This is a genomic window from Clostridium cibarium, from assembly GCF_014836335.1.
Taxonomy (GTDB): Bacteria; Bacillota; Clostridia; order Clostridiales; family Clostridiaceae; genus Clostridium; species Clostridium cibarium.
Genome location: NZ_JACSRA010000016.1, coordinates 61,538 through 85,140, shown reverse-complemented (window position 1 = coordinate 85,140; position 23,603 = coordinate 61,538). Strand labels below are relative to the sequence as shown.

The window sequence follows — 23,603 nt, the reverse complement described above, 5'->3', positions numbered from 1 at the left end:
TATCTTAATCATTATTTTAGACAAACTAATATCATAAAGAACTTAGCAGATGAAGCAGAAATATATTTTCAAAAATATATTTTCATGAAACTTTAACATAGGTGAAATACCTACGTTTTAGCAAATGTACAATTCTATAAAGTTAGGAAAATTCCCATTATAGTCGATTAGCAATTTATTATAATGAGATTCCAACTTATTTTATAGGGTTAAGCTAAGATTGATTTAGGTGATGTAATTATCATATATAGCCGTGAGGTTATATATGGTGGTGTAATTATCTACTTTGGTCGAACAAAGTATCTTTATGGGTAGTGAACTGTTTAATTATAGTCGAAAGATTATAATTAGATATTAAATTATCTATATGGGTGTGAGTTACGCTGTTAAGTTCTTTATTTAGGAACATGGGTAAATTTTTCTTAAACTTACCTATGTTCCATTATTTTTATTTAAAAATTAACTAAATAAAATTTTGATTATCTTTATATTATGCTACAGAAAAACTCCATGACTTTTGAAAACAAATTACCAATAGCAGGATGTACTTCCTTTACCGCATACATTACTTCATTAATCTTAGCAGGTGATTTAAATAAATAAGTCCCTGAAGCACTCTGATTATAAACGCCAACTATTCCCTTAGTAACCCCGCCTATAGCTATATCAGCCATAGCATATCCTCCAAATGCAAAATATTTAGCAGCTGCAAATCCTCCAATACTGGCAAATCCTGATAATGCTAATCCTCCAACCGATAATATACCAGAAATAGAACAACCACCTATCCCTATAAGCAATCCAAGAGATAATGCTCCAAAGCTCAAAGCCCCGACAGAAACAACTCCCATAGATATAACTCCTATAGATATTGGACCAAATGCTATTATTCCCTTTGCCACACCAAAGCTACTTCTGTTCTTTATTATATGAACTAATGGAATTCCAAATATTTTTCTCTTAGATTTATACTCATATTCATATTTACCAGAAGAATTATATATAAATTCTTCACTTTCAATACCAAGGTTCTCTCTAAATTCCTTTGCTACTTCTACTGGATCTCCCATAAGCTTATATGGATCATCTTCACCAGTTTCTTGTTGCTTTTCAATCAAGGATGTATAAATATCTTCATTAATTCTTCCTGATTCTTCCCCATCTATACCAATGTACTTTAATACTTTTTTCGTATATTCCTGAAATTCTTTATTCATAATATATCCTCCCATTTTTATATTTTATTAAAAATCGAATTTGTAGTATTATTAAAATTTCTCCAAGTTTCCAATTGTTCATTTAACGCTTCCTTACCTTTTTCAGTTATACGATAATACTTTCTTGGAACCTTTTTGTCATCTTCACTAACAACTCTGTAATTTTCAATCCAACCACTATCCTCCAACCTATACAATATTGGATATAATGTTCCCTCTTTCAGCTTATAATATCCTCTGCTAATTTGGTCTAGCTCTTGTATTATCTCATATCCATACCTATCTTTATTACTGATAAATTTAAGTACAATTATCGAAAGAACTCCTTTTTTAAGTTGATTATCAAGTTCAGGCATTCTCTTACCTCCATACTTAGTATTACTAAGTACATTATAATACTACGCACAATATGCTTCAATATGTAAGCACATCAATATAATGGCACTTAATTTAAACACGCACAATCTAAATTAATAATGGCATTTTATCCAATAACATCTCCCGCACCTCTCCCCTTCAGTTATGATATTATGAATATACTAAATATTTATTAAGGAGAAGGTAGTATGACCTTAAAAGAAAAAATAAAAGAACTCCCATCTTCCCCGGGAGTTTATTTAATGAAAGACTCTCTTGATAATGTAATTTATGTAGGGAAATCAAAAAATCTTAAAAATAGAGTTGCTTCATATTTTTATAATTCAAAATCCCACTCATCCAAGATTCAAAAATTAGTTAAAAATCTAAAAGATTTTAACTATATAGTTACTGATACAGAATTTGAAGCTTTCATACTGGAATGCAAATTAATTAATAAACTAAAGCCAACATACAATAAACTAATGAAAAATACTAAATCCTATTCTTATATACAGATAAAAATAAAAGAAGAATATGCTGATATTAACATTTCTAATTGTTACAACCTTAATGATGGACATCTTTATTTTGGTCCATATACTAATAAGAACACTTTAGAAAAGAGTCTTAAATCCATTAAAGAGTTTTATAATATTATGTGTAGTATCAATTTAAGAAAGCAAAAATCTTGTTTAAATTACTCTCTAGGTTTATGCATTGGTATGTGTTTAGATAACAATAAGAGAAAAGACTATAACTTAATAGTAAATAAAATAATTAACTTACTAAAGGGAGTGGATATTAGTATACTTAATGAAATAACTGATAAGATGAATGCTTCATCTGAAATGTTAGATTTTGAAAATGCTCTTAAATATAGAAATTATTTAGAATCAATAAAATATCTAATTTATAAAGCTAAGGTTCTAGATTATGCAAAGGAAAACAAAAATATAATTCTAATTCACCCTTTAAATAATAATACTTTTAAATTCTTTATTATTAAGGGCAATAAAGTACTTTTTAGCAAAAAATATTTATTAAAAATTCATAATGAAGAAAGTGTAATATCCCTTTTAATTGAAAATATTTTATTCCATTATAAAAATAGCACCATAGAAAATATGATGCCTATTGAGAAAGATTTAATAGATGAGTCTGAAATAATTTATAACTATATTAAAAACAACTCTAATGACTGCAAACATTTTGTGCTTCCAGAAAAATGGTTAAACACTACTGATACTGCAATAGTCTATAATTCACTTAAAAATCTGCTTTTGTCAAAATTAAATTATAAATCTAGCTAGTCTTTTTTATGAAGCACTAAAAATAACCTTTTAGTGCTTCATTATTTCAAACTTTACAAAAATGTCTCTATATTTTATAAATAATCGAAGTACTCTTCCATTATCTTCTCTAATTTCTTTTCTAGTTCTAATTTTTCAGCATATAATATATTTAATTTTTCGTAGTCACTACAAAATCTGTTAATTTTCTCTTCTTTATCCTTTAAGCTTTCTTCTATAGATTCAATTTGTTTTTCTAAATTTTCTTTCTTCCACTGATTAACTTTCCCATTAACAGATTTAGATTGTTTTTCTTTCTTAACTATTTTTTCTTCCGTTTTGATTTGTGGCATATTTTTTAGCTCTAATGACTTTTCCTTATAATATTCATAATCTCCGTCATATGAAACTAAAACTCCTTGATATAACTCCACCACTCTTGTTGCTACTCTATTTATAAAATATCTATCATGAGATATGAATAATAATGTGCCATTAAATTCTTTCAAAAAACTTTCCAACTCTTCCCTTGAGTAAATATCCAAATGATTTGTAGGCTCGTCTAAAATCAAAAGATTCACTTCATTAAACATGAGGATAGCTAACTTTAACCTACTCCTTTCACCACCAGAGAGAGTTTTAACTTTTTTAAATACCACTTCCCCCAAAAACATATATTTTGCAAGATATTCTCTAGCTTTTCCTTCACTTATTACTATGTCCTCCCTAAAACACTCTAATATAGTTTTATTCTCATCTACAAAAGAAATATTTTGTGGCAAATATCCCAGTTTAATAGAACTTCCAAGAGTAGCATGTCCTGCATCTGCTTTTTCCATTTCTAATAAAATTTTTATCATAGTTGATTTCCCTGATCCGTTTTGCCCAATTAATGCTACTGCCTCGCCTTTTTTTATTAATAATTCAGCTTTATTAAACAGAACTTTTTTCCCAAAACTTTTACATAAATCCTTAACTATAACAACATCATTTCCCGATCTTTGTGAGGAATTATTGTTAATATTAATACTATCCCTCTCCATAACAGGTTTGTCTATTCTCTGTATTTTATCAAGCTGCTTCTGCATGCTTGCAGCCCTTCTAAAAAATTTATTATTATCAGCTCTAATAGCCCAGTCTCTAAGCTTAGTAATAGATTTTTCCATAGCTTTTATCTTTTTCTGCTGTTCTTGAAATGCATCCATTTGGAGCTTAAGTTGCTTTTCCTTTTCTACTTGATAAGCTGTGTAATTACCTTCATAAGTTTTTGATTTTTCATCTTCAATTTCAACTATTTTAGTTACTACATTATCTAAAAAATATCTATCATGAGATACTATTAATACTATCCCCTTGTATTCCTTAAGGTATCTCTCAAGCCATTCAATAGATTCTAAATCAAGGTGATTTGACGGTTCATCTAGTAGCAAAACATCAGGATTTTGAAGCAATATTTTCCCTAGTATTATAGTAGTTTTTTCTCCCCCGCTAAGATCTGAAAATAAACTTTCTTTCATTTCATCATTTATTTTAAGTCCAGTACATACTTTCTTAACTTTTCCTCTTTTTCATATCCACCTAAACTTTCATAAGTAACCTGTAAATCAGAAAGTTTTCTTAGCAACTTATCTATATTAGATTGATTATCACTTGAAAGTTCTCTTTCTAAAAGTTCTAACTCTTTACCTAATAAATCAACCTCTTCAAAAGCTGTATTTAATACATCAATTACTTTATATCTATCTGGATAAACTGGCACCTGTTCAAGATAACCTAGAGTTGCTCCTTTTTTAATAGAAACACTACCATTTTCATAGTCTTCCTTCCCCATAATTATTTTTAAAAGTGTACTTTTTCCACAACCGTTTTCTCCCACAATTCCTACCTTTTCAGAAGTTTGTACCTCAAAATTAATGTCTTCTAAAACTATTGTGCCACCATAATATTTTTGCAACTTATTTAACGCTAATTCTATCATCACTGATTCCTCCAATTATTTCTCTATTCTTATTTTTCTTTAATTTTTGCATTATGAATAACATTATGGGAACATATATAATTGCCATAACTCCAAAAGTTACTGAAAAACCTATCTTTTCTACTACTAACCCAAAGAAAGGGAATACCGAAATCATAAAGAAACTGAAACATAAACTATCAAAAGATAATATAGTTGCCCTATACTCTGATGGTATCCTCTTATTTATATAGTCACTAAATATCGTATAACCTAACCCTTCTGTAATTGATGTTACAAAAAAGAATAGTATAGATAACTTCTCTATAAAGGCTAAACCAATTAATGCCACTATATTTATTGCAGCAATGCTAATTAAGGTCCCCCTCAATTTAAATAATTTCTCAAACTTATATGCGTATTTTGAACTCATAGCTTCAATGGCCCTGCTTAAAGCACATATTATTGCAATTATGGTGCTAGAATAGTTCATATTTGAGAAAAACTTTTGGCTGTAAAAATATACTGTTGTTTGAAGACTTCCTACTAAAGCAGAAAATAAAATTAAGTAAAGTACCATTTTTCTTACTTTAAGCACCTTTATACTAGTTTTTAGCTGATATATAATTTTATTTTCTTGGCATTTTTCTTCATTTTTATTAGTAGGCGGTTCATTAAATCGAAAAGATGATACTAATGCTACTATTTGTATAGCTGTACCTACTATATATGCGTATAAGAAATTTAAATCTGCTAATATTCCTCCAATAAGAACTGCCATCCCTTGTGCCATTGACATAAAAAAGGAAATGCTCCCCCATATCTTTTTGTATTTTTCCTCTTCTCCAAGTTCTTTTAAACTATCAAAAATCAATGCTTCAGCTGCTCCTGAATTAAGATTACCTGATGCAGCACTTAAAATAAATGCAACAGAAAAGCCTAACATATTATTAGATGTAATCATAAAAATACAAGAAATAACACTTATTACCCTTCCAAGTATTACACTAAACCTTTTCCCATAAATATCTGCAATAGCTCCTGTAGGTAATTCAAACAATAGTCCTGTAATATGATAAATAGATTCTATTACTCCTATTTCAACTAAAGACATCCCTTTAAAGCTTAGATATAAAACCCAAATAGCTGATGTTATATCTAACTGCATTAAAAAATTATATATATAACTTACTGATATATTTACTCTCAAATTATTATTTGTACTCATAGTTAACTCCTCAAATGAATTTTAAATTTTGACAAATAAAAATAAGCCTTTGTCTACTTCTCTTTAGTAGAGAAATTAAACAATTAAGGCTTACGAGAAAAGTTATCCAATTTAAAGGTCCACATTTCACAGACACAGTTATTAATTTAACTACTGTATTTTATGAAGTGTTTCCTATATAAGCACAAAATAAAAGACTCAATGCATAAGCCTTGAGTCTTAAAATCTAATTATATCAGCAATTGTAATTCATTATATGAATACACTGCTAAACTCTAGATGTAGAATCATGGATTTATACAATAGTTAGTACTTATTCTAAAAATGGACGCACTTATCCCGTTAACACCTAAAATTGCTGTTTTTGTAACTGAGCTACTAAAAGTCCAACGTTTATTTAAAGTAAAATTAACAGTACCAACTATATTTCTCATGATCTACCCTCCTTTAATAATAATTAGGTTCATTATACATTATATTTCCATGACATGCAATAATTTACCTAAAATTAAAAATTATCTACTAACCTTTCCTCTTTATTGGAAACAATAAATCTATCTGTTGTTCATCACTTTTTGGCCACTTAGAATTCACATAATATACATAATTCAAATGTTCTTCAAGTAATCCACCCATTTTCTCACCATTATCCTTAAGACAATTTGCTTCATACTTAGAATTATCTTTATAGACCCAATTACTTAACCATTCCCATTCGTGAAAATTACCGAAACTTATCATATGCGCTGCATATAAACCTCCATTTAAATGCTTTTTCTCAAGTGGCTTAGGCACCTCCATATTCTCTGGAATAGTAACCCAAAATTCATATCCATAATATACTTCATTTTTAGTTGGACATGGATTATTAAATCCAAATACACGAGCATCTGATTTTATACTATATAAATCACTCTCTTTTATAAACTTTTTTAATTGTTCACCTGCATTATCTTCTGGATTTTCTCCAATATAGTGACTTGATGCAACTGTGAATGATGGTAAATGAATAATCCTAACATCTTTAAGAATCTCTAAAGTTTTTGCTGCTTTGTTTAAATATTCCAATGACTTTTCCTCCTTAAAAATAAAATTTGATAAGGATAAGGAGTCAATCATATTAAGTACGGAATTATCCTTTAATACATCTAAGTTAATTTGAATATTTTGACTTTCTTCAATTTTTTCAATAAGATTATTTAATATTTCCTTTATAACTAAAAGGGAATTTATTTTATCTGTCAACTCATTAGCATTTTTCTTAAATATTTCAATAGTATTAATAATATTCTCATTATTTAAAATGCTAGAGATTTCTTTTAGGGAAATATTCAATTTTCTTAAAATTATTATTTGCTGCAATCGTAGAATTGCCTTTTCTTCGTACACTCTATAAGCGTAACCCTCTTTTTTAGTACTTTTTAAAAGCCCTATTTCTTCATAATATCTAAGTGTTCTAGTAGACACGTTAAAATTTTTTGATACTTCACTAATTGTTATAAGTTCCATACTTACCCTCCATCCTTATTATAAAGTATAAAGTAGTACACGGCGTCAAGGTCAACACTATTTTCCAAAAAAACTTTTCAATCTATCTCCAACACTGTTAATAACTTATTATAAATAAATATCCTTATTTTATAAAGAGAAGTCAATTTAGGTCGATTATTATATATAAGGGTAATTATACTTATTGATTAAGGGAGGTACATATATGAACATTAGAAAAAAGCTAACATTAATTCTATTGTTAGCAAGTTCTTTACCATTAGCAATTTTTATTTCTATTAGTTTTTCTTTTTCTCAAAATAGTTCAACAGAAAACGCTATGGCAGAGAATTTAAAAAAAGCAGAAATAGTCCAAGCAGAAATAAAAAACTTAGCAAATGAAAATCTCACAGGAATTAGAGTTTTATCAAAAAATCCACTTATTCGTACAATGGATTCTGAAAAGATCAAACCAATTCTTGTTGAAGCAAAAAATGTTTATCCAAATATATCTAGCATTGTTGTTTCCAAAGTAGATGGAAATCAACTTGTAAGATCTGATAACGAGGCAACTTCCAATATCTCTGATCGTAGCTTTTTCAAATCAGCTATTAAAGGTGACGAAGAAGTTATTTCAGAAATTCTTATAGCTAAAAATACTGGAAAGCCTATCACCGTTTTAGCCACACCAATAATGGATAAAGAAAATGGAAATATCACAGGCGTAATACAAGGAACAATTAATCTTACAAACTTAGATAACTTTGTAAAAAATCTTTCTACTGATAATGTTACTGTTTATGTTTTAGATAAAGAAGGAAAAATGTTAGCTCATCCTACAGAAACATTTAAAACATTAGATGAACGTAAAGACTTAAGCAATTATGAATACGTGAAAAATGGTTTATCTGGAAATAGTGGATCTGAAGAAATACTAGTAGATGGTGAAAAAAAGCTTATAAGCTTTGTTCAAGACAAGAAAACTGGTTGGTTAGTATGTGCAGAAATCTCTAAAAAAGTAGCTATTGAAAAAAGTGTACAATCATCTATTTTAACAGCTGCAATCGGACTAATCATATTAGTAATTGTTTGTGCTATTGTATTTATTTTATCAGGCCGTTCAGTAGCTCCAATTAAATTGCTTTTATCTGCCGCTAATAATGTTGCAGACGGAAACTTAAATATAAATAAACTTGATATATCTTCAAAGGATGAAATAGGTGAATTGAGTAAAGCCTTTGAAAAGATGGTAAGCAATCTGAATGAAATGGTAAATAGTATAAAAAGTTATTCTTCAAATGTTTCAGAAGCTTCTACTGAAATGATAAGTGTTTGTGAACAGCAAGCTATGGCATCTACAAGCACAGCTGAAAATTCTAATGAAATAGCAGACGGAACAGAGCAAGTTAACCTAAGCATAAATAAGATAAGTTCAAATATGAGGAACCTAGATAATGCTGTGGATGATATAAATAAGAAATCCACTGCTGTATCAAGTGCAGTAAAGGATGCTTCTAATTATTCAGAGATGGGAAGCAAGGCTTTAGTTAAGGTAAATTCTAGCATTGATGGTATACAAAGCTCAGTAAACGAAACTGCACTTGTAATAGGCAAATTGAATGAACACACAAAAGCAATTGGCCAAATTACTGAAGTAATTAAAGGAATATCAGAACAGACTAACCTTTTAGCGCTAAATGCTGCCATCGAAGCAGCCCGTGCTGGAGAACAAGGAAAAGGCTTTGCAGTTGTTGCGGATGAAGTTCGTAAGCTAGCTGAACAATCTGGTGAAGCAGCTGGACAAGTTAGTGAAATAATTGATGGAATTCAAAAAGAAACAGAGAATGTAACTGTGGTAATGAATAAAGGAATAGATGATGTTAAAGGTGGATCAAAAGTTATAAAAGAAACTAATGAATATTTTGAACAAATCTTTAAAGCTATTCAAAATATATCAACTAATATGGAAGAAGTAACAGTTTCTATAACTTCCGTGGCTAAAGAAGAAGAAGCTATCTCTAATAACTTAGATGCTATGGTTAGCCTTTCAGAAAAAGTAAATGGTGAAATTCAAGGAATATCTGCTGCTACTGAAGAACAAGTAGCTTCCATTGAAGAAATGACGGCATCAGCACAAGGTCTTGGAGAAATGGCAGTAAATCTAAAATCACTAATCAATAAATTCAAAACTGAATAGCAAATTTATTTTCTAATTTTGGACTATAGATAATATCTATAGTCCACTTTTTTGTAAATACAGTATATATAAATTATTTTTTAAAAAGCACAGAAATCTTTTTAAAGCTTGATTTCTATGCTTATAGTACAAATTTATACTAATATAAAAATATGAAAGAAAAGTCTTTAAGTTATTACTTATACTTTAAACTGTTATATCTTTCATTTGGATTTTCCACTACAGATGAAACGTTTTCAATGATGACCCAATCTTCCATAGTTTTCTGGTATTTAAATTTTAAATGCATTTCCACTTTTTCAACATCTTCTATCTCAACTAAGCAAATATAGTTTTTACCAACCCAACGTTGAACTTGAAGTTCAGATAAATCCAACTTACTCATATTTTCACTTATTAGTTTTTTCGATTCATCTTCTGTAATTTTTTCAGAATTAAATACACTTTTTACAGTAGCCTTTCCTTCAATTAAACCATATCCTCTATTTTTTATAAAGTAAAGAGTTTCTCCCTCGAATACTCTTCCATACGGTAACTTTCTATCTGCTGCCCCTCTAATAATCATTGTCTTTGTACCACTTAAAATTTTTTCTAAAACTTTTGATTTTCCATTACAATATACTAAATGATCCATCTCTATACCTCCTTAAATAATACTTTATTTTACACCATATTGTAATTATATCACAAAAAGGTATTTTAATTCCTATTCTTTGTGAATTCTACTTTATTAAGTGCACTAAATTTACAATTAAATCTACTCTCGTTAAAATTTATGTTTAACCTTCCTATTTTAGGATTATCTTTTTTACTTAAATAATATCTTTTTATTAAAGTCAGTTTGAATTTTATACTTATTAGATACTTCTATTACTTTAAATGTTGCATAAAATTATACAAATTAATCTTTATTATAGTTATAAATATAAGTTACAGGGAGAAAAATTATGAACTATAAAAACATAAAAATAAAAGCTACAAAAAAATTTGATCTACAAAGAAAGGTAGTATCACATATGACATCAACCTCTTGGAAAACCGTTCCACATGTTACTTATATCTATGAGCCTGACATAACCAATTTTTACGAAGAATTTTTAAAACTGAGTAAAAACAAAATAAAATCAAATCATAAAATTACCTTCAACACAATAATGATTAAAACTATTATAGAAGGTCTGCTATTAGCCCCTGATTTAAATTCTTATGTAGAATATAATTCTAAGAAATCTGAAGGAACTCTTTATATTTTAGATGCGATTAACATAGCTATTCCTTGGCTCCTCCCTGATGAAAAAATGATAACACCAACCATATTAAATACTGAAAAAATGTCCTTAAATGATATCTCCAACTCTATTCTTAGCTTATCAAAAAAAATTAAAAATACAAATATAAATGAAATGTTATATAAAGCAGCTTGCACTGATACCATCAATGAAATAAGGAAACTGAACTTTAGTATTTTAGGACGTATTTTATCTTCAAAATTTAGTCAACATAAAGCTAGTTGTCTTAAAGGATTAGAAAAACAAAACTATTACAATATTCCAGAGAAAGATCGTTTAACAGAAAAAAATATTTTATCTGCTACAGTGACAGTATCCAATATAGGTTCTTTATATAAAGAACAAAAAGGATTTTTTTCTTTACTGGAAATTATACCGCCACAAGTGTTTGCTATTGGAATAAGTTCTATTCAAGAAAAAGCAGGAATATTTACAAAAGAAAATGGCATTAAAGAAATTGGTATAAGAAAAACTCTCCCAATGTGCCTTGCCTTTGACCATAGAGCTCTTGATTTTAACTCTATTATTCCTTTTATAAAGACACTTGATAAGATATTTACAAAACCCAATATTATTCATAGATGGTAATTTTATATTTTAAAGAGTTCATGTTAAACCTTATTACTTACTTTTATTCTACAATTTCTATATAAAAACTAAGATTCTCCAATAAAGTAAAGCCAAGAATCACTCTTGACTTTACCTTATTTCTTCAAAACATTTTTTAGCAAAGTGACAGTTTTAGCACACCCGTTTCTTCCTTTACTTTTTATAGTTACCTCATTTAATTCATTTATTAACTTTGAAAACTTTGAATAACCATAATTTCTGACATTAAAATTCGGATAATTTTCAACTAATTTTTGATTTAGTTCTCCCATATTAATGCCTTTCTCTCCATTTTCTTTTATAATCTTAATAACTGTATTTTCAATTGTTTTTAAATTCACATCATTTGTTTTTACTCGTACAGTTAAATTATTCAGTTCTGTTTCTAAATCTAATGAATTAAAACTTGTTATAAATTTTGATAATTTGCTATAACCATAATTTCTAACATCAAAATCAGGATATCTTTTAACAAGTCTACTTCCTAACTCTCCCATATCCATTCCTTTTAATTCATTTCCATTTTCCGTTATAATCTTAATTATTGATTCTTCTATAATTTTAATATCAGTCATAGTCTTAGCTTCTTTAGCTTTTATTTCAAGTTTATTGTTTTCATCTTTTTCTTTATCTTCTTTAGATTTTACAGCACTATTTTCTATAGTATCTTGTTCTTCAACTTCTGATAATATATCAAGATATTTAAATATATTACAAGCTACACTAAAAGGTTTTGGCGTTTTTTCTTCACCCATTCCAATTACTATCATTCCTGATTCTCTAAGCCGTACTGCAAGTTTTGTAAAATCACTGTCACTTGATACAATGCAAAAACCTTCTACACTATTAGAATATAGTATATCCATAGCATCAATTATCATAGCCGAATCTGTAGCATTTTTCCCTGTAGTATAGCTATATTGTTGAATTGGAGAGATTGAATTTTCAAGTAACACCTCTTTCCATCCTGCTGCGTTTTTACTTGTCCAATCCCCATAAATTCTCTTATATGTTGCTATCCCATAATTAGATATTTCATCTAATATATTTTTAATATATTTTGAGGAAACATTATCAGCATCTATTAATACTGCAAATCTTTTTTCTTCCATAGCCCCTACCCCTTTACTTATATAGCACTATTATTCACTAAACATATATTACACATTGTTTTAAGTATATCATAGAATATACTCTCTTACAAAATTAGGATAAACATATATCATTAACCTATCATTCAGAAATATATTCTAATTTAATCTTTGCAAATTTAGTTACTGAAACATTTACTTAGTTAAACTTAAGGAAAGAAAAATTACTTTCCTTAAGTCATGTATTCTTCATTAAAAGCTTTGAGCAATAATTCTAGCCTTATCAATTCCTTCATTAACATTCTTCTCAACATCTACTCCTAAAATATCTAAATTTTCAGCAGCTATTGTCTGTATATCCTCAATTCCAAAGAAGCTTAGTATTGTTCTAATATATCTGTCTCCCATTTCATAATTTGTATTATTGTATCCCCCACCTCTTGTAGTTATATGTACAGCTTTTTTATTTTTTAAAAGTCCCACTGGTCCATCTTCTGTATATTTAAAAGTTATACCTACAACACTTATGTAATCTATATAAGCTTTTAAAATTGCTGGAATACTCAAATTCCACATTGGTGCTGCTATTACATACTTGTCTGCTCCTGCAAATTCATATGCAAAACTTAAAATAGGTTTCTTGTTACTCTCTTCATCTTTAGATTCAAAAATTTCTTTTAGTTCAATTGGTTTTAAAAACTCAATCTTTTCCTTATACAAATCTAATGTAGTTATTTCATCATCAGGATTATTTTTTTTATATTCTTTCATAAAACAATCTGATACTCTAAAAGTTCTCGATTCCCCACTTTCTTTTATATTGGCTTTTATATATAATACCTTGCTCATCTTTTCATCTCCTTGTATATTTTGTTCTAAATGTGAATTAAGGAAAGCCAAAATGACTTTCCTTAAAATATAAATTAAAAGTTTTGTACAATTTTTTTAGCTTTTTCTTTTCCCTCATTTACTTTTCCTTCAACATCTGCTCCTACTATATCAAGATTTTCAATTGCTATTGTCTCTATATCTTGAATTCCAAAGAAGCCCAATATCGTCCTTAAATATCTATCCCCCATTTCATATGGAGCATTACCATACTCACCGCCTCTTGCTACTATATGTGCAGCTTTTTTATTTTTTAAAAGTCCTACTGGTCCATTTTCTGTATATTTAAAAGTTATACCTACAATACTTATATAATCAATATAAGCTTTTAATATTGCTGGAAAACTTAGATTCCACATTGGCGCTGCTATTACATATTTATCAGCTTCCGCAAACTGATATGCATATTTTAAAATAGGATCACTTTTACTATTTTCATCTTTAGGTCCAAAAATTTTAGTCAAATCATCTGGTTTCAAAAAGTTAATATTTTCGGTATATAAATCTAAAGTTATTACTTCATCACTAGGGTTATTTTTCTTATACTCTTCTATAAAACTATCTGACACTTTAAAAGTTCTTGATTCACCATTTGCTTTAACGTTTGCTTTTATATATAATATCTTGCTCATTATTCCATCTCCTCTATATAATCCATTAGTTAAAAATATTTTATGTCTCTTTATAAATTAATATGCACAAATGAATATTAGTGTTTTTTTTATACAAACTAAGAAAGTAATATATATACAGCGAGGATTTATTAATGAATAATAATATAGAAGTTAAAATATCAAATATAGAAAAAATTTTAAATAATGAATTAATAGGACAACATGATTACTTAAGTGAGTTATGTAAATATTTCTTTATAAAGCTCAATGACAACCTTAAGGGCTCTCTCTTAATTCTAGGAGAAAAGAACACTGCAAAAAAGACTAGTATTAGGTTACTTTTTGAAAATTTAAAAGTCGAAAACCTAGTTGAAAATGAAAATATTGATGAGTTAGATTTATCCTCATATGACTTCAATCTAGGTTACAATGCCTTTATCACTGATCTGTACGAAAAATTAAATAACCATAGAGAATGTTTATTATTTAAAAATCTTGAAAAAGCTACAGAAGAAATCTCAGAAGTCTTACTTAATATATACCCTAATACCTGTATTCTATTAAATGATGAATATGTAATTAAAAATAAATTTTTAATAAAAGCTAATTTGCAAGACAAGGATAAAATAAATCATTTTATATGCCATAATAAATTCTTTGTATTCGTATCAAATGATAAAGATAGTGAAATAAGCAAAAAATTTTCAAATAAAGTTGACCAGGTATTGATAACAAGAGACTTAGATTCAGCAGAAAATTACGAAGTAATAAAAATTGGACTATTTAAAAACTTAAATAAGCTTGAAAATAATTTTAATATTGACATATCTTTAGGTCTACCTGAAGAAGAAAATATTCTCTTGAAATTTTTACAAGCTGATTATACTAATGATAGTAGTTTTGGAATAGACAAATACATAAAATATAAAATCTATCATCCTATAAACAATTTGTTTTTTGAAAATCAGGTCAACACTAAATCAACACTTCATTTATATGTAGAACATAACAAAATATTTTGCAAAACAGAAGATGGTCTTTATAATTTAACTCATTATTCAACCCCAACATTTGATGAAGTATGTTATAAACTTAATTCAACTACCGGAATGAATCAATTAAAAGAATTTCTTCATAACATACATAATAATATAAAAGTTCAAAAAATTAGAGAAAAGCTTGGCATGAGAACCGCTAGAATTTCTATGAATATGATTTTTACAGGTAATGCTGGTACTGGAAAAACCAATGCTGCTAAAATAACATTTGAATTTTTAAGTACCTTAGGTGTTTTGAAAAAAAGAATCTTCAAAGAAGTTAGCAAAGCTGATTTTTTCTCAGAAAATAATATTGATATAGCAAAAAGAACTAATGACATAATATATTCAGCTTTAGGTGGTGTTTTATTTATAGATGAAGCTTATTCTCTTTGCAAAGGCGAAGATGATAAAATAGGTATTGAAATAGTAGATGCTTTACTTAAAGGTGTTGAAGATAATAAAGATAACATTGTAGTTATCCTAGCTGGCTATGAAAATGATATGGAATATTTTTTAAGTCTTAATCAAGGATTAAAATCAAGATTTCCAAATAAAATCCATTTTGAAGATTACACTCCAGCTGAGATGTATGAATTATCCATAAAAATTGCAAAATCTAAAGGTTATAGAATTGCTAGAAATGTTAAAAATGGCTTAATTGATCTTTTTACTCGAAATCAAATTGCAGGTAAAAATGACTTAGGAAATGCTCGATTTGTAAGAAATATAATAGAAAATGCTATTCTTGATGCTTCAAAAAAATATCTCATTGACAATAATAAAGAAATTGATCTATTAGAAAGAGATGACTTTAACTTTAGACGTAATGCAAAATTTGATTTAGAAGAAAAGTTAAAAAATATTATTGGACTAGAAGAAGTAAAAAATATTATTAAAAGCCAATATAAACTTATAGTAGCTGAAGAAAAAAGGAAATCAGTTGGAGTAATAACTAAGGTACAGCAAAACTTAAATATGGTTTTTATAGGCAATCCAGGTACAGGAAAAACAAGTATTGCAAGACTTGTTGCCGAAATGCTAAATAGTATTGGTCTTTTAAAAGTTGGTCAGTTAGTAGAAACAGATAGATCTAGTTTTGTTTCAGAAATTCCAGGTGAAACTGCCAAAAAGACGGAGAAGAAATTTAAAGAAGCCATTGGCGGAATTCTTTTCATTGATGAAGCCTATACACTAGCAAATGATTCCTTAGGCATTGAGGCAATTGAAACTTTACTAAAACTAATTGAAGATCACTCAAAAGATGTAATAGTTATTTTAGCTGGATATGAAAAGGAAATGGAGGACTTTTTCGATGTGAACATAGGGTTAAGATCAAGATTTCCTCTATGGACTAACTTTAAAGATTATAACCCTAGTGAACTTTTCGAAATGTCTATTAGATTAATTGAATCACAAGGATTTAAGTTATCTAAAAATGCTTATGGTACTCTTAAAAAAAGCTTTGAAGAAATTTACGAAAATGCTGATTCTCAGTCTGGAAATGGCAGAATGGTTAGAAATTATATTGAAAATATTATAAGAAATCAAAGTATAAGAATTGCTGAAGAGGATATTAGTGTTTATGAAATGAACTTGATAACTTCAAAAGATATAGAATCAATTCAATCTATTTCTATAGACAATAAATTCAACTTAGATGATAGATTAAAAGATGTAAGATTAAAGGAAGAAGCGAAAAAATTTTTAAGGTGCCAATATTCTTTAATAAAAGTTGAAGCCAAAAGAAGAAAAGCTGGTATTCGCACAGATATTACAAGAAATTTGAATATGATCATAACTGGAGAAATTGGTACCGGTAAAAAGGAATTTTTAAACCTGCTTTCAGAAATGTATTATAGTCAAGGTATAGTAAAAGCTAAAAGTATTTTTGAAATAAACGGCTTTGAAATAATTTCAGAAATCAATAAAGGATCTAAACTAGAAGATATTTTAAATAAATTTTTAGGAAAAATATTATTTATATACTGCCTTGATGTAGTTCTAAATGATTCAAGATACGACGAAATATTTATATCATTTTTAAATTTTATCGAAAAAAGCAAAAATAAAGTTGTATTAGTTCTTGGATGCTCTAAGTTAGATTACAAAAAACTTATGTTAAACAATCCATATATTAATATGCGCTTTCCAGTATGGTTAGATTTTGAAAACTATAATAAAGAAGAACTTTTAAATCTTGCTATCCACTTATTAAATACTAAAGAATTCACTCTAGAAGACGGTGCTTATGATTCCCTAAAGGATTTAATAAATGAGGTCTATGCCAGTGAGAACTTAATTCTAAAAAACAACTTATTGATTGAAAGTTTAGTGGACATTTTAATTAGAAATCAAAGTATAAGAATTTATAAAAGCACTATGCCTCAAAAAGACATTAGTATAATAAATATAAACGATATAAATAATACCAAAGAAGATTTCCTAAAAAAGAACTTTTTAAAATAAGAGCAGCAGCTTTACATTTTAAGCTGCTGTCCAAATTATATTAATTGCATTAATAACAATATCTCTATCCTGTCTATCAATCTTTTGCACTATGCTGAACACATCTGTTTCATCATCCTTGTAACTATTAAATAGATTAAAAGCTAATAGAACTAATGCTCTATTTCCCTTTCCCTTAACTAATTTAAATCCTTCTTCTTTTATATTCTGGTTACTAAGATCAAATAATAATTTTCTATTATCCCATAAATTTTCCTTAGCACATATTATATATAATGCAGCTACCTTATTCTTTTCCAAAACACCTTCTCCTATTACTCCCATTTCCTTAAGTATTTTACTATACCTATCTTTAGTTTCCCTTGATATTAATTTTAACATTTAACCATCCTCTCTAAATTAAGTATTATTTTTAAGTCTCTAACGCTACCTTTAAGTATTGTCCATTTTTGAAATTTTATACTCTCTTAGATTTAATTTCACATTTAAAACAACATATTAATACATATTTCTTAATTTAATTAACAAATATCACTTTCATTGCATAAGCTATATTGTGATTAATAGACAAATCAACAAAATTTAAAATAGAATCTTAAGATTAAGAAAGAAGGAGAAAAGAAATGCCTTTCGTTAATTTATATGATATTGGATATAGTGATCCATTTGTTATTACAGGCAGAGAAGAAAAAACTGAAAATTTAAATTTAACTACTAATGAAGCATTAACTACTGGAACTTTAGAAGGACAAGTAACCTCAGGTGGCACAGGAGTTGCTGGCGCTACCGTTAAATTATTTGATGCAAATAATGAGCCTTTTGAACACACAACTACAGATCAAAACGGAAATTATTCTTTTGAAAATGTGCCAGCAGGCTCATATAGTGTTGTTGCAGTTGCCCCTGGATTTCTTTTATCAAACTCCATACCTGTAACTATTCAAGATGATGAAACTACTACTATAAATATTCCTTTAGAAACAAATCCAAATGCAAACTTGGGAACTGTCTATGGAATAATAACTTCTAGCGTTGGTAATACCCCTATAGAAAATGCAACTGTAACTTTAACAACTGTTCCTCAACCAGGAGAAACACCTACAACAATTGCAACAGCTACCACAAACGATAGAGGTCAATTCTTTTTCGTAAATATACCACCTGACAGCTATATTGTTTCGGCATCAAGAACTGGCTTTAATCCTAATCAAAGTGGAACTCTAAATGTTGCAGCAAATGCTTTTGTAACCAGTAATTTAATACTAACACCTAATACTCAAAATAATACTGGTACAGTAAGTGGAGTTATTACTGACGAGGATACAAATCAACCTATTGCTAACGCAAATGTAGCATTATATTCTATTACAGGTGGAACTGAAAGGATTATAGCTATTACTCAAACTAATATTTCCGGTAGATATCTATTTGCAAATGTAGCTCCTGGAAATTATCGTGTAAAAGCTACTGTACAGGAAACTCAAGGTTAACAATAAATGTTAATAGAAGATAAATATATTCTTAAAGATAGTAATCCTTTTAAGATGCAGCCTTATGAAGAAGCTACTATTAATCTTGAACTAGAAAAAAATCCTCCCTGTTATAGCACTCTTCTAACAGGGAGAGTTTTTGACAGGGATTCCCCAATTTCAAATGCAACAGTTGCAGTTTTTGATAGAAACCTAAATCCTCTATTTCATACGACTACTAATGAAGAAGGTATTTATAATTTCATTAATGTATTAAATCCTGGTGAATATAAAGTAGTTGCATCTGCAAAATATTATTCTACTTCAACAGCAAAATGTATTGTTTTAAGACCTAACGATGTTTATGAACTATCATTTTCTCTTAAAACAAACTCTGCTTTATTAAATGGATTAGTATATGGGAAAATCCTAATGGAAGGTAGAAATATGGCAATTCCAGATGCAATTATCAATTTAAAATCATCTGATGATCCTAATAAAATTATTTACAGAACAACTTCTAATAATAATGGACAATATATTATATATGATATTTTACCTTATAAATATATTATGGAAGTAAAAAAAGTTGGATATCTTCCATTTAACCCTATTGAATTGACTGTTGAAACTTATAAATTCATTCCTTTAAACGTTAACCTAATAAGGGATTCTAGCAATTCAACTGGTACTATCAGTGGAACAATTCTATCTCATAAAGTACCTGTTTCAAATACTGCAGTTTTTCTATACAGTTTAAATGCTAGAGGTAATGAAACAATAGTCCAGGTTCAAGTAACTAATAAATATGGAGTATATTTATTTTCTGATGTATCAAATGGCTCCTATATGGTTAAGTGCAAATTACAAAATGGTGAAGATTTTCAAAGAAATATTACAATATAATTTTGTATTAAAAATGGTCTGTGTAATCCTAATCTTTAGGTTAAAGCACAGGCTATTTTTTAACTTACAATATTTTTCAAAAATAAGTTCCTCACTTCTATTTTCACCAAAACCATATTCGATGATATATGTACTATATTGTATTTACTTCTTTATTTTGACATAATATATATATTATTATAATAATATATTTTAAATTATGATTGGAGGATATAAATGAGAAATAAAGTAAAAGTGATTTCTATTTGTATATTATTGTTTTTTTTAGGAATCTCAAATATTAATGCATCTGCTGTTAATTCAGAACCGTTATCTAGCACTTGGACTACTCTAGGAAATATGTCCGATGCAAAGCAATACCATACTACTGTTGTACTAAATGACAAAATTTACACAATTGGAGGCTATACCTCAAAGATAGCACTATCAACTCTAGAAGAATTTGATCCAAGTATTAATACTTGTAAAAAATTAGCTAGCATGAAAGAAACTAGATATAATCACACTTCTGTTACCTTAAAAGGTAAAATATATGCATTGGGTGGAGAGCATTCTGGTGAAGTTTTATCATCCGCTGAAGTTTTTGACCCAGCTACAAATACATGGACTTCTTTACCTAATATGAACGATGCTAGAAAATATGCAACTTCAGTGGTATTAGATGACAAAATATATGTAATTGGTGGTTCTAATGCTGGTGGAAAATTATCATCTATTGAAGTTTTTGATCCAAGTACTAATACTTGGTCTAAACTTGCAAATATGAATAACGCCAGATATTATCATACTTCAGTTGTACTAGATGGCAAAATTTATATTATTGGCGGATTTGGCTCAAATGGCTATCTCTCATCCGTTGAAGTTTTTAATCCAAACACTAATACTTGTTCTACAACAACAAATATGAATAGTGCTAGATATCAACATACTTCAACAATCCTAGAAGGGAAAATTTATTCAATTGGTGGATGTAACGAAAAAGGAAATTTATCTTCCATTGAGGTTTTTGACCCAAATAACAATACCTGGTCAACACTTGCGAACATGAATAATGCTAGACGTCTTCATACTGCAAATTTGTTAAATGGAAAAATATACGCCATAGGGGGATGTAGTAAAAGTCCATTGTCTTCTACAGAAGTTTTTGATCCTATCACTAATACATGGACAATGCTTTCAAATATGAATACAGACAGATACATTCATACTTCCGTTGTTGTAAATAACAGAATATATACTATTGGCGGACGTAGTTCAAAAGGGACATTATCATCAATTGAATCTTATCAAGAAAATTCAATTAAACTTGATAAAACTTCTATTTCAATAGAAGTTAGTGAAACTTCAAAAATTATAGCTACTACTAACCCATCTGATAATCTAGTAAGTTGGACATCAAGTGATAGAACTGTTGCTGAAGTTGACTCATCAGGTAATATAACTGGTATTAAAGCTGGTTCAGCAATTATAACTGCTACCACAAAAGATGGAGCTAAAGCAACTTGTAGCGTAACTGTAACAGAAAAAACTATACCTGATGATCCAAATAAAGACACAGTATTACTAACTTTGAATTTATCAAATGATACAACAAAAGAATATCGCTTGACTAAAGATGATTTAAATGCATTTTTAAACTGGTATGATTTAAAATCTAAAGGACAAGGCAAAGCTTATTATGTATTTTTAAACAAACCTAATGATAATACTTCGCTGCCAACTAAAGATTACATACCATTTGTAAAAATAAAATCTTACATAACTGAGTAATACTTTCTATTTTTATGTTGTTTATCTTTACAAGCATATTATTATAATAATGAAAATGAAATTATCTCATAGGAGGATATTTTATGAAAAATAGATTTTATTCAAATATCAAAAAAAACTTAACATTTATGTTAATTGCATTATTTTTCGTCTTGGCAGATTCAAATATCTTTGTAAGAGCTGCTGAAACAACATCTACTCGATGGACAACTGCATCAAATCTAACTTATGCTAGGTATAAGCACTCTTCAGTTGTCTTAAATGAAAAAATATATTCAATGGGCGGATTAGATAAAAATGGCGACTTATCTTCTTTAGAGTCCTATAACCCAACAACAAATACTTGGTCTACTTTAGCTAGCATGGCTAGTCCTAGACATGATTTTGACTCAGTTGTCTTAAACGGGAAAATATACGTTATTGGTGGTCGTAGTTCAAATAGTGAAGCATTGTCCTCTGTTGAAGTATATGACCCTACTAAAAATACTTGGTCTCAATTAGCAAACATGAATGATTCTAGATGTTACTCAAACTCAGTTGTTTTAAACAACAAAATATATGTAATAGGTGGCTGTGATTCAAAAGATTCAGCATTATCCTCTACAGAAGTATACGATCCTTCTACCAATACTTGGTCTAAACTAGCTAAAATGAACGATTCAAGGTATTCTTCTAATTCAGTTGTTTTAAACAATAAGATCTACACAATTGGTGGTTCCAGTGATAACAATGCTTTATCATCTACGGAAGTATATGATGCTGCATTAAATACGTGGACAAGCCTATCAAGTATGAAAGATGCTAAATCAGGAGGCCATAATTCAGTTGTTTTAGATGGTAAGATATATACAATTGGTGGATATAATATGGATACTGATAGTTATTTTTCATCTCTTGAAGTATATAACCCTGACAATAATTCATGGACATCTCTTGCAAATATGAAAGATGCTAGAACTTCAGCTACTTCAATTGTTTTAAATGGTAAAATATATACGATTGGTGGTTCTAACGGTTCAAATCCTTTATCATCTGTTGAAGAATTTGACCCTTCAACAAACACTTGGTCTACATCATCTAATTTAAAAAATGCTAGATTCCAGCATACCTCAGTTGTTTTAGATGATAATATATATTCAATTGGCGGTAGAACTGATAATGAATTATCATCAGTAGAAGCTTATAACTTATATCAAATAAGCCTTGATAAAACCTCAGATAACATTATTGTTGGACAAACTGATAAATTAACAGCAACTACTAGTCCTAAAGAAGCTATAGTAACTTGGAATTCAAGTAATCCATCAATAGCAACTGTTGATTCAACCGGTAAAATAACAGCTGTTACAGCTGGTACTTCAACTATAACTGCAACTACAAAAGACGGTATTGTAGCATCTTGTTTTGTAACAGTTACAGACCCAAATCCTAAAACAGAAAACAGAACAAAACTTACAATAACATTATCTAATAATACTACAAAGAATTATGATTTATCTAATGATGAACTAAACACCTTCTTAAATTGGTATGATTCAAGATCAAACGGTGTAGGAAAAGCTTATTATATTTTTGTAAATAAGCCAACCTCTAGCTCAAGTACACCAATTAAAGATTATATATCATTTGATAAAATAGAATATTTCTCTATTCAAGAGTATTAATCCTTTATTATAAACAAACCTCCAACCGTTAGATTTATTAACGATTGGAGGTTTATTAAAT

The 23,603-nt window shown here is 28.4% G+C and carries 20 protein-coding genes; 8 read left to right on the top strand and 12 right to left on the bottom strand.

Going from position 1 to position 23,603, the window contains the following annotated elements; all coding sequences use genetic code 11:
- Nucleotides 1-485 precede the first annotated feature (485 nt).
- Together H9661_RS11135 and H9661_RS11130 are read right to left on the bottom strand one after the other, a co-directional pair.
- Complete coding sequence (locus H9661_RS11135; RefSeq protein ID WP_143316140.1) at nucleotides 486-1,217, bottom strand: DUF1700 domain-containing protein; 732 nt, start codon at nucleotides 1,215-1,217, stop codon at nucleotides 486-488.
- 17 nt (nucleotides 1,218-1,234) lie between these two features.
- Entirely contained in the window at nucleotides 1,235-1,573 is a 339-nt protein-coding gene (locus tag H9661_RS11130; RefSeq protein ID WP_143316141.1) for a PadR family transcriptional regulator, read from the bottom strand.
- A 210-nt stretch (nucleotides 1,574-1,783) separates the two neighbouring features.
- Between H9661_RS11130 and H9661_RS11125 the strand changes: the two genes are divergently transcribed.
- Nucleotides 1,784-2,887, top strand: a complete 1,104-nt coding sequence (locus H9661_RS11125; RefSeq protein ID WP_143316142.1) for a GIY-YIG nuclease family protein — start codon at nucleotides 1,784-1,786, stop codon at nucleotides 2,885-2,887.
- 74 nt (nucleotides 2,888-2,961) lie between these two features.
- On the opposite strand, the gene abc-f is transcribed toward H9661_RS11125, so the two are convergent.
- The 5 genes from abc-f to H9661_RS11105 form a co-directional block, all read right to left on the bottom strand.
- Nucleotides 2,962-4,383 (bottom strand): ribosomal protection-like ABC-F family protein, encoded by a 1,422-nt coding sequence (abc-f, locus tag H9661_RS11120; RefSeq protein ID WP_479927598.1) that lies wholly within the window; start codon nucleotides 4,381-4,383, stop codon nucleotides 2,962-2,964.
- An 8-nt stretch (nucleotides 4,384-4,391) separates the two neighbouring features.
- The gene (locus H9661_RS20145) at nucleotides 4,392-4,844 is read right to left on the bottom strand and encodes an ATP-binding cassette domain-containing protein (protein WP_479927597.1); all 453 of its coding nucleotides are present in this window, start codon (nucleotides 4,842-4,844) and stop codon (nucleotides 4,392-4,394) included.
- Complete coding sequence (locus tag H9661_RS11115; RefSeq protein WP_143317695.1) at nucleotides 4,822-6,051, bottom strand: MFS transporter; 1,230 nt, start codon at nucleotides 6,049-6,051, stop codon at nucleotides 4,822-4,824. Before H9661_RS11115 ends, H9661_RS20145 begins: the two co-directional genes overlap by 23 nt.
- Before the next feature lie 287 nt (nucleotides 6,052-6,338).
- On the bottom strand, nucleotides 6,339-6,485 hold the full coding sequence (locus H9661_RS11110; RefSeq protein WP_191768804.1) for a hypothetical protein: 147 nt from the start codon (nucleotides 6,483-6,485) through the stop codon (nucleotides 6,339-6,341).
- A gap of 88 nt (nucleotides 6,486-6,573) precedes the next feature.
- Nucleotides 6,574-7,560 (bottom strand): effector binding domain-containing protein, encoded by a 987-nt coding sequence (locus tag H9661_RS11105; protein ID WP_191768802.1) that lies wholly within the window; start codon nucleotides 7,558-7,560, stop codon nucleotides 6,574-6,576.
- Between the two features lie 205 nt (nucleotides 7,561-7,765).
- Here H9661_RS11105 and H9661_RS11100 point away from each other — a divergent pair, with 205 nt between their 5' ends.
- Nucleotides 7,766-9,736: a methyl-accepting chemotaxis protein gene (locus H9661_RS11100; protein ID WP_143317693.1), complete on the top strand. Its 1,971-nt coding sequence runs from the start codon at nucleotides 7,766-7,768 to the stop codon at nucleotides 9,734-9,736.
- Between the two features lie 175 nt (nucleotides 9,737-9,911).
- Here the strand turns inward: H9661_RS11100 and H9661_RS11095 are convergent, their stop codons facing one another.
- A complete protein-coding gene (locus H9661_RS11095; RefSeq protein ID WP_143317692.1) occupies nucleotides 9,912-10,370 on the bottom strand; it encodes an ASCH domain-containing protein in 459 nt (152 codons plus the stop codon).
- A gap of 313 nt (nucleotides 10,371-10,683) precedes the next feature.
- Here H9661_RS11095 and H9661_RS11090 point away from each other — a divergent pair, with 313 nt between their 5' ends.
- Complete coding sequence (locus H9661_RS11090; protein WP_143317691.1) at nucleotides 10,684-11,613, top strand: 2-oxo acid dehydrogenase subunit E2; 930 nt, start codon at nucleotides 10,684-10,686, stop codon at nucleotides 11,611-11,613.
- A 116-nt stretch (nucleotides 11,614-11,729) separates the two neighbouring features.
- Here H9661_RS11090 and H9661_RS11085 read toward each other — a convergent pair whose 3' ends face one another.
- From H9661_RS11085 to H9661_RS11075, 3 genes are all read right to left on the bottom strand, one after another.
- Nucleotides 11,730-12,746 (bottom strand): NYN domain-containing protein, encoded by a 1,017-nt coding sequence (locus H9661_RS11085; protein WP_143317690.1) that lies wholly within the window; start codon nucleotides 12,744-12,746, stop codon nucleotides 11,730-11,732.
- Between the two features lie 231 nt (nucleotides 12,747-12,977).
- A complete protein-coding gene (locus tag H9661_RS11080) occupies nucleotides 12,978-13,574 on the bottom strand; it encodes an FMN-dependent NADH-azoreductase (protein WP_143317689.1) in 597 nt (198 codons plus the stop codon).
- A 74-nt stretch (nucleotides 13,575-13,648) separates the two neighbouring features.
- Entirely contained in the window at nucleotides 13,649-14,245 is a 597-nt protein-coding gene (locus tag H9661_RS11075) for an FMN-dependent NADH-azoreductase (RefSeq protein ID WP_143317688.1), read from the bottom strand.
- A gap of 134 nt (nucleotides 14,246-14,379) precedes the next feature.
- On the opposite strand from H9661_RS11075, the gene H9661_RS11070 reads away from it, so the two are divergent.
- Nucleotides 14,380-17,733 (top strand): AAA family ATPase, encoded by a 3,354-nt coding sequence (locus H9661_RS11070; RefSeq protein ID WP_191768800.1) that lies wholly within the window; start codon nucleotides 14,380-14,382, stop codon nucleotides 17,731-17,733.
- An 18-nt stretch (nucleotides 17,734-17,751) separates the two neighbouring features.
- Here the strand turns inward: H9661_RS11070 and H9661_RS11065 are convergent, their stop codons facing one another.
- On the bottom strand, nucleotides 17,752-18,114 hold the full coding sequence (locus tag H9661_RS11065) for a DUF6075 family protein (RefSeq protein WP_143317686.1): 363 nt from the start codon (nucleotides 18,112-18,114) through the stop codon (nucleotides 17,752-17,754).
- Between the two features lie 242 nt (nucleotides 18,115-18,356).
- On the opposite strand from H9661_RS11065, the gene H9661_RS11060 reads away from it, so the two are divergent.
- From H9661_RS11060 to H9661_RS11045, 4 genes are all read left to right on the top strand, one after another.
- Complete coding sequence (locus H9661_RS11060; RefSeq protein WP_143317685.1) at nucleotides 18,357-19,223, top strand: carboxypeptidase-like regulatory domain-containing protein; 867 nt, start codon at nucleotides 18,357-18,359, stop codon at nucleotides 19,221-19,223.
- A 6-nt stretch (nucleotides 19,224-19,229) separates the two neighbouring features.
- Nucleotides 19,230-20,108: a carboxypeptidase-like regulatory domain-containing protein gene (locus H9661_RS11055; RefSeq protein WP_143317684.1), complete on the top strand. Its 879-nt coding sequence runs from the start codon at nucleotides 19,230-19,232 to the stop codon at nucleotides 20,106-20,108.
- A 216-nt stretch (nucleotides 20,109-20,324) separates the two neighbouring features.
- Nucleotides 20,325-21,878, top strand: a complete 1,554-nt coding sequence (locus H9661_RS11050; RefSeq protein ID WP_191768798.1) for a Kelch repeat-containing protein — start codon at nucleotides 20,325-20,327, stop codon at nucleotides 21,876-21,878.
- 83 nt (nucleotides 21,879-21,961) lie between these two features.
- Nucleotides 21,962-23,542 carry a Kelch repeat-containing protein gene (locus H9661_RS11045; RefSeq protein WP_191768796.1) on the top strand — a complete coding sequence of 527 codons (1,581 nt, stop codon included), beginning with the start codon at nucleotides 21,962-21,964 and terminating at the stop codon, nucleotides 23,540-23,542.
- The last annotated feature ends 61 nt before the right edge of the window (nucleotides 23,543-23,603 follow it).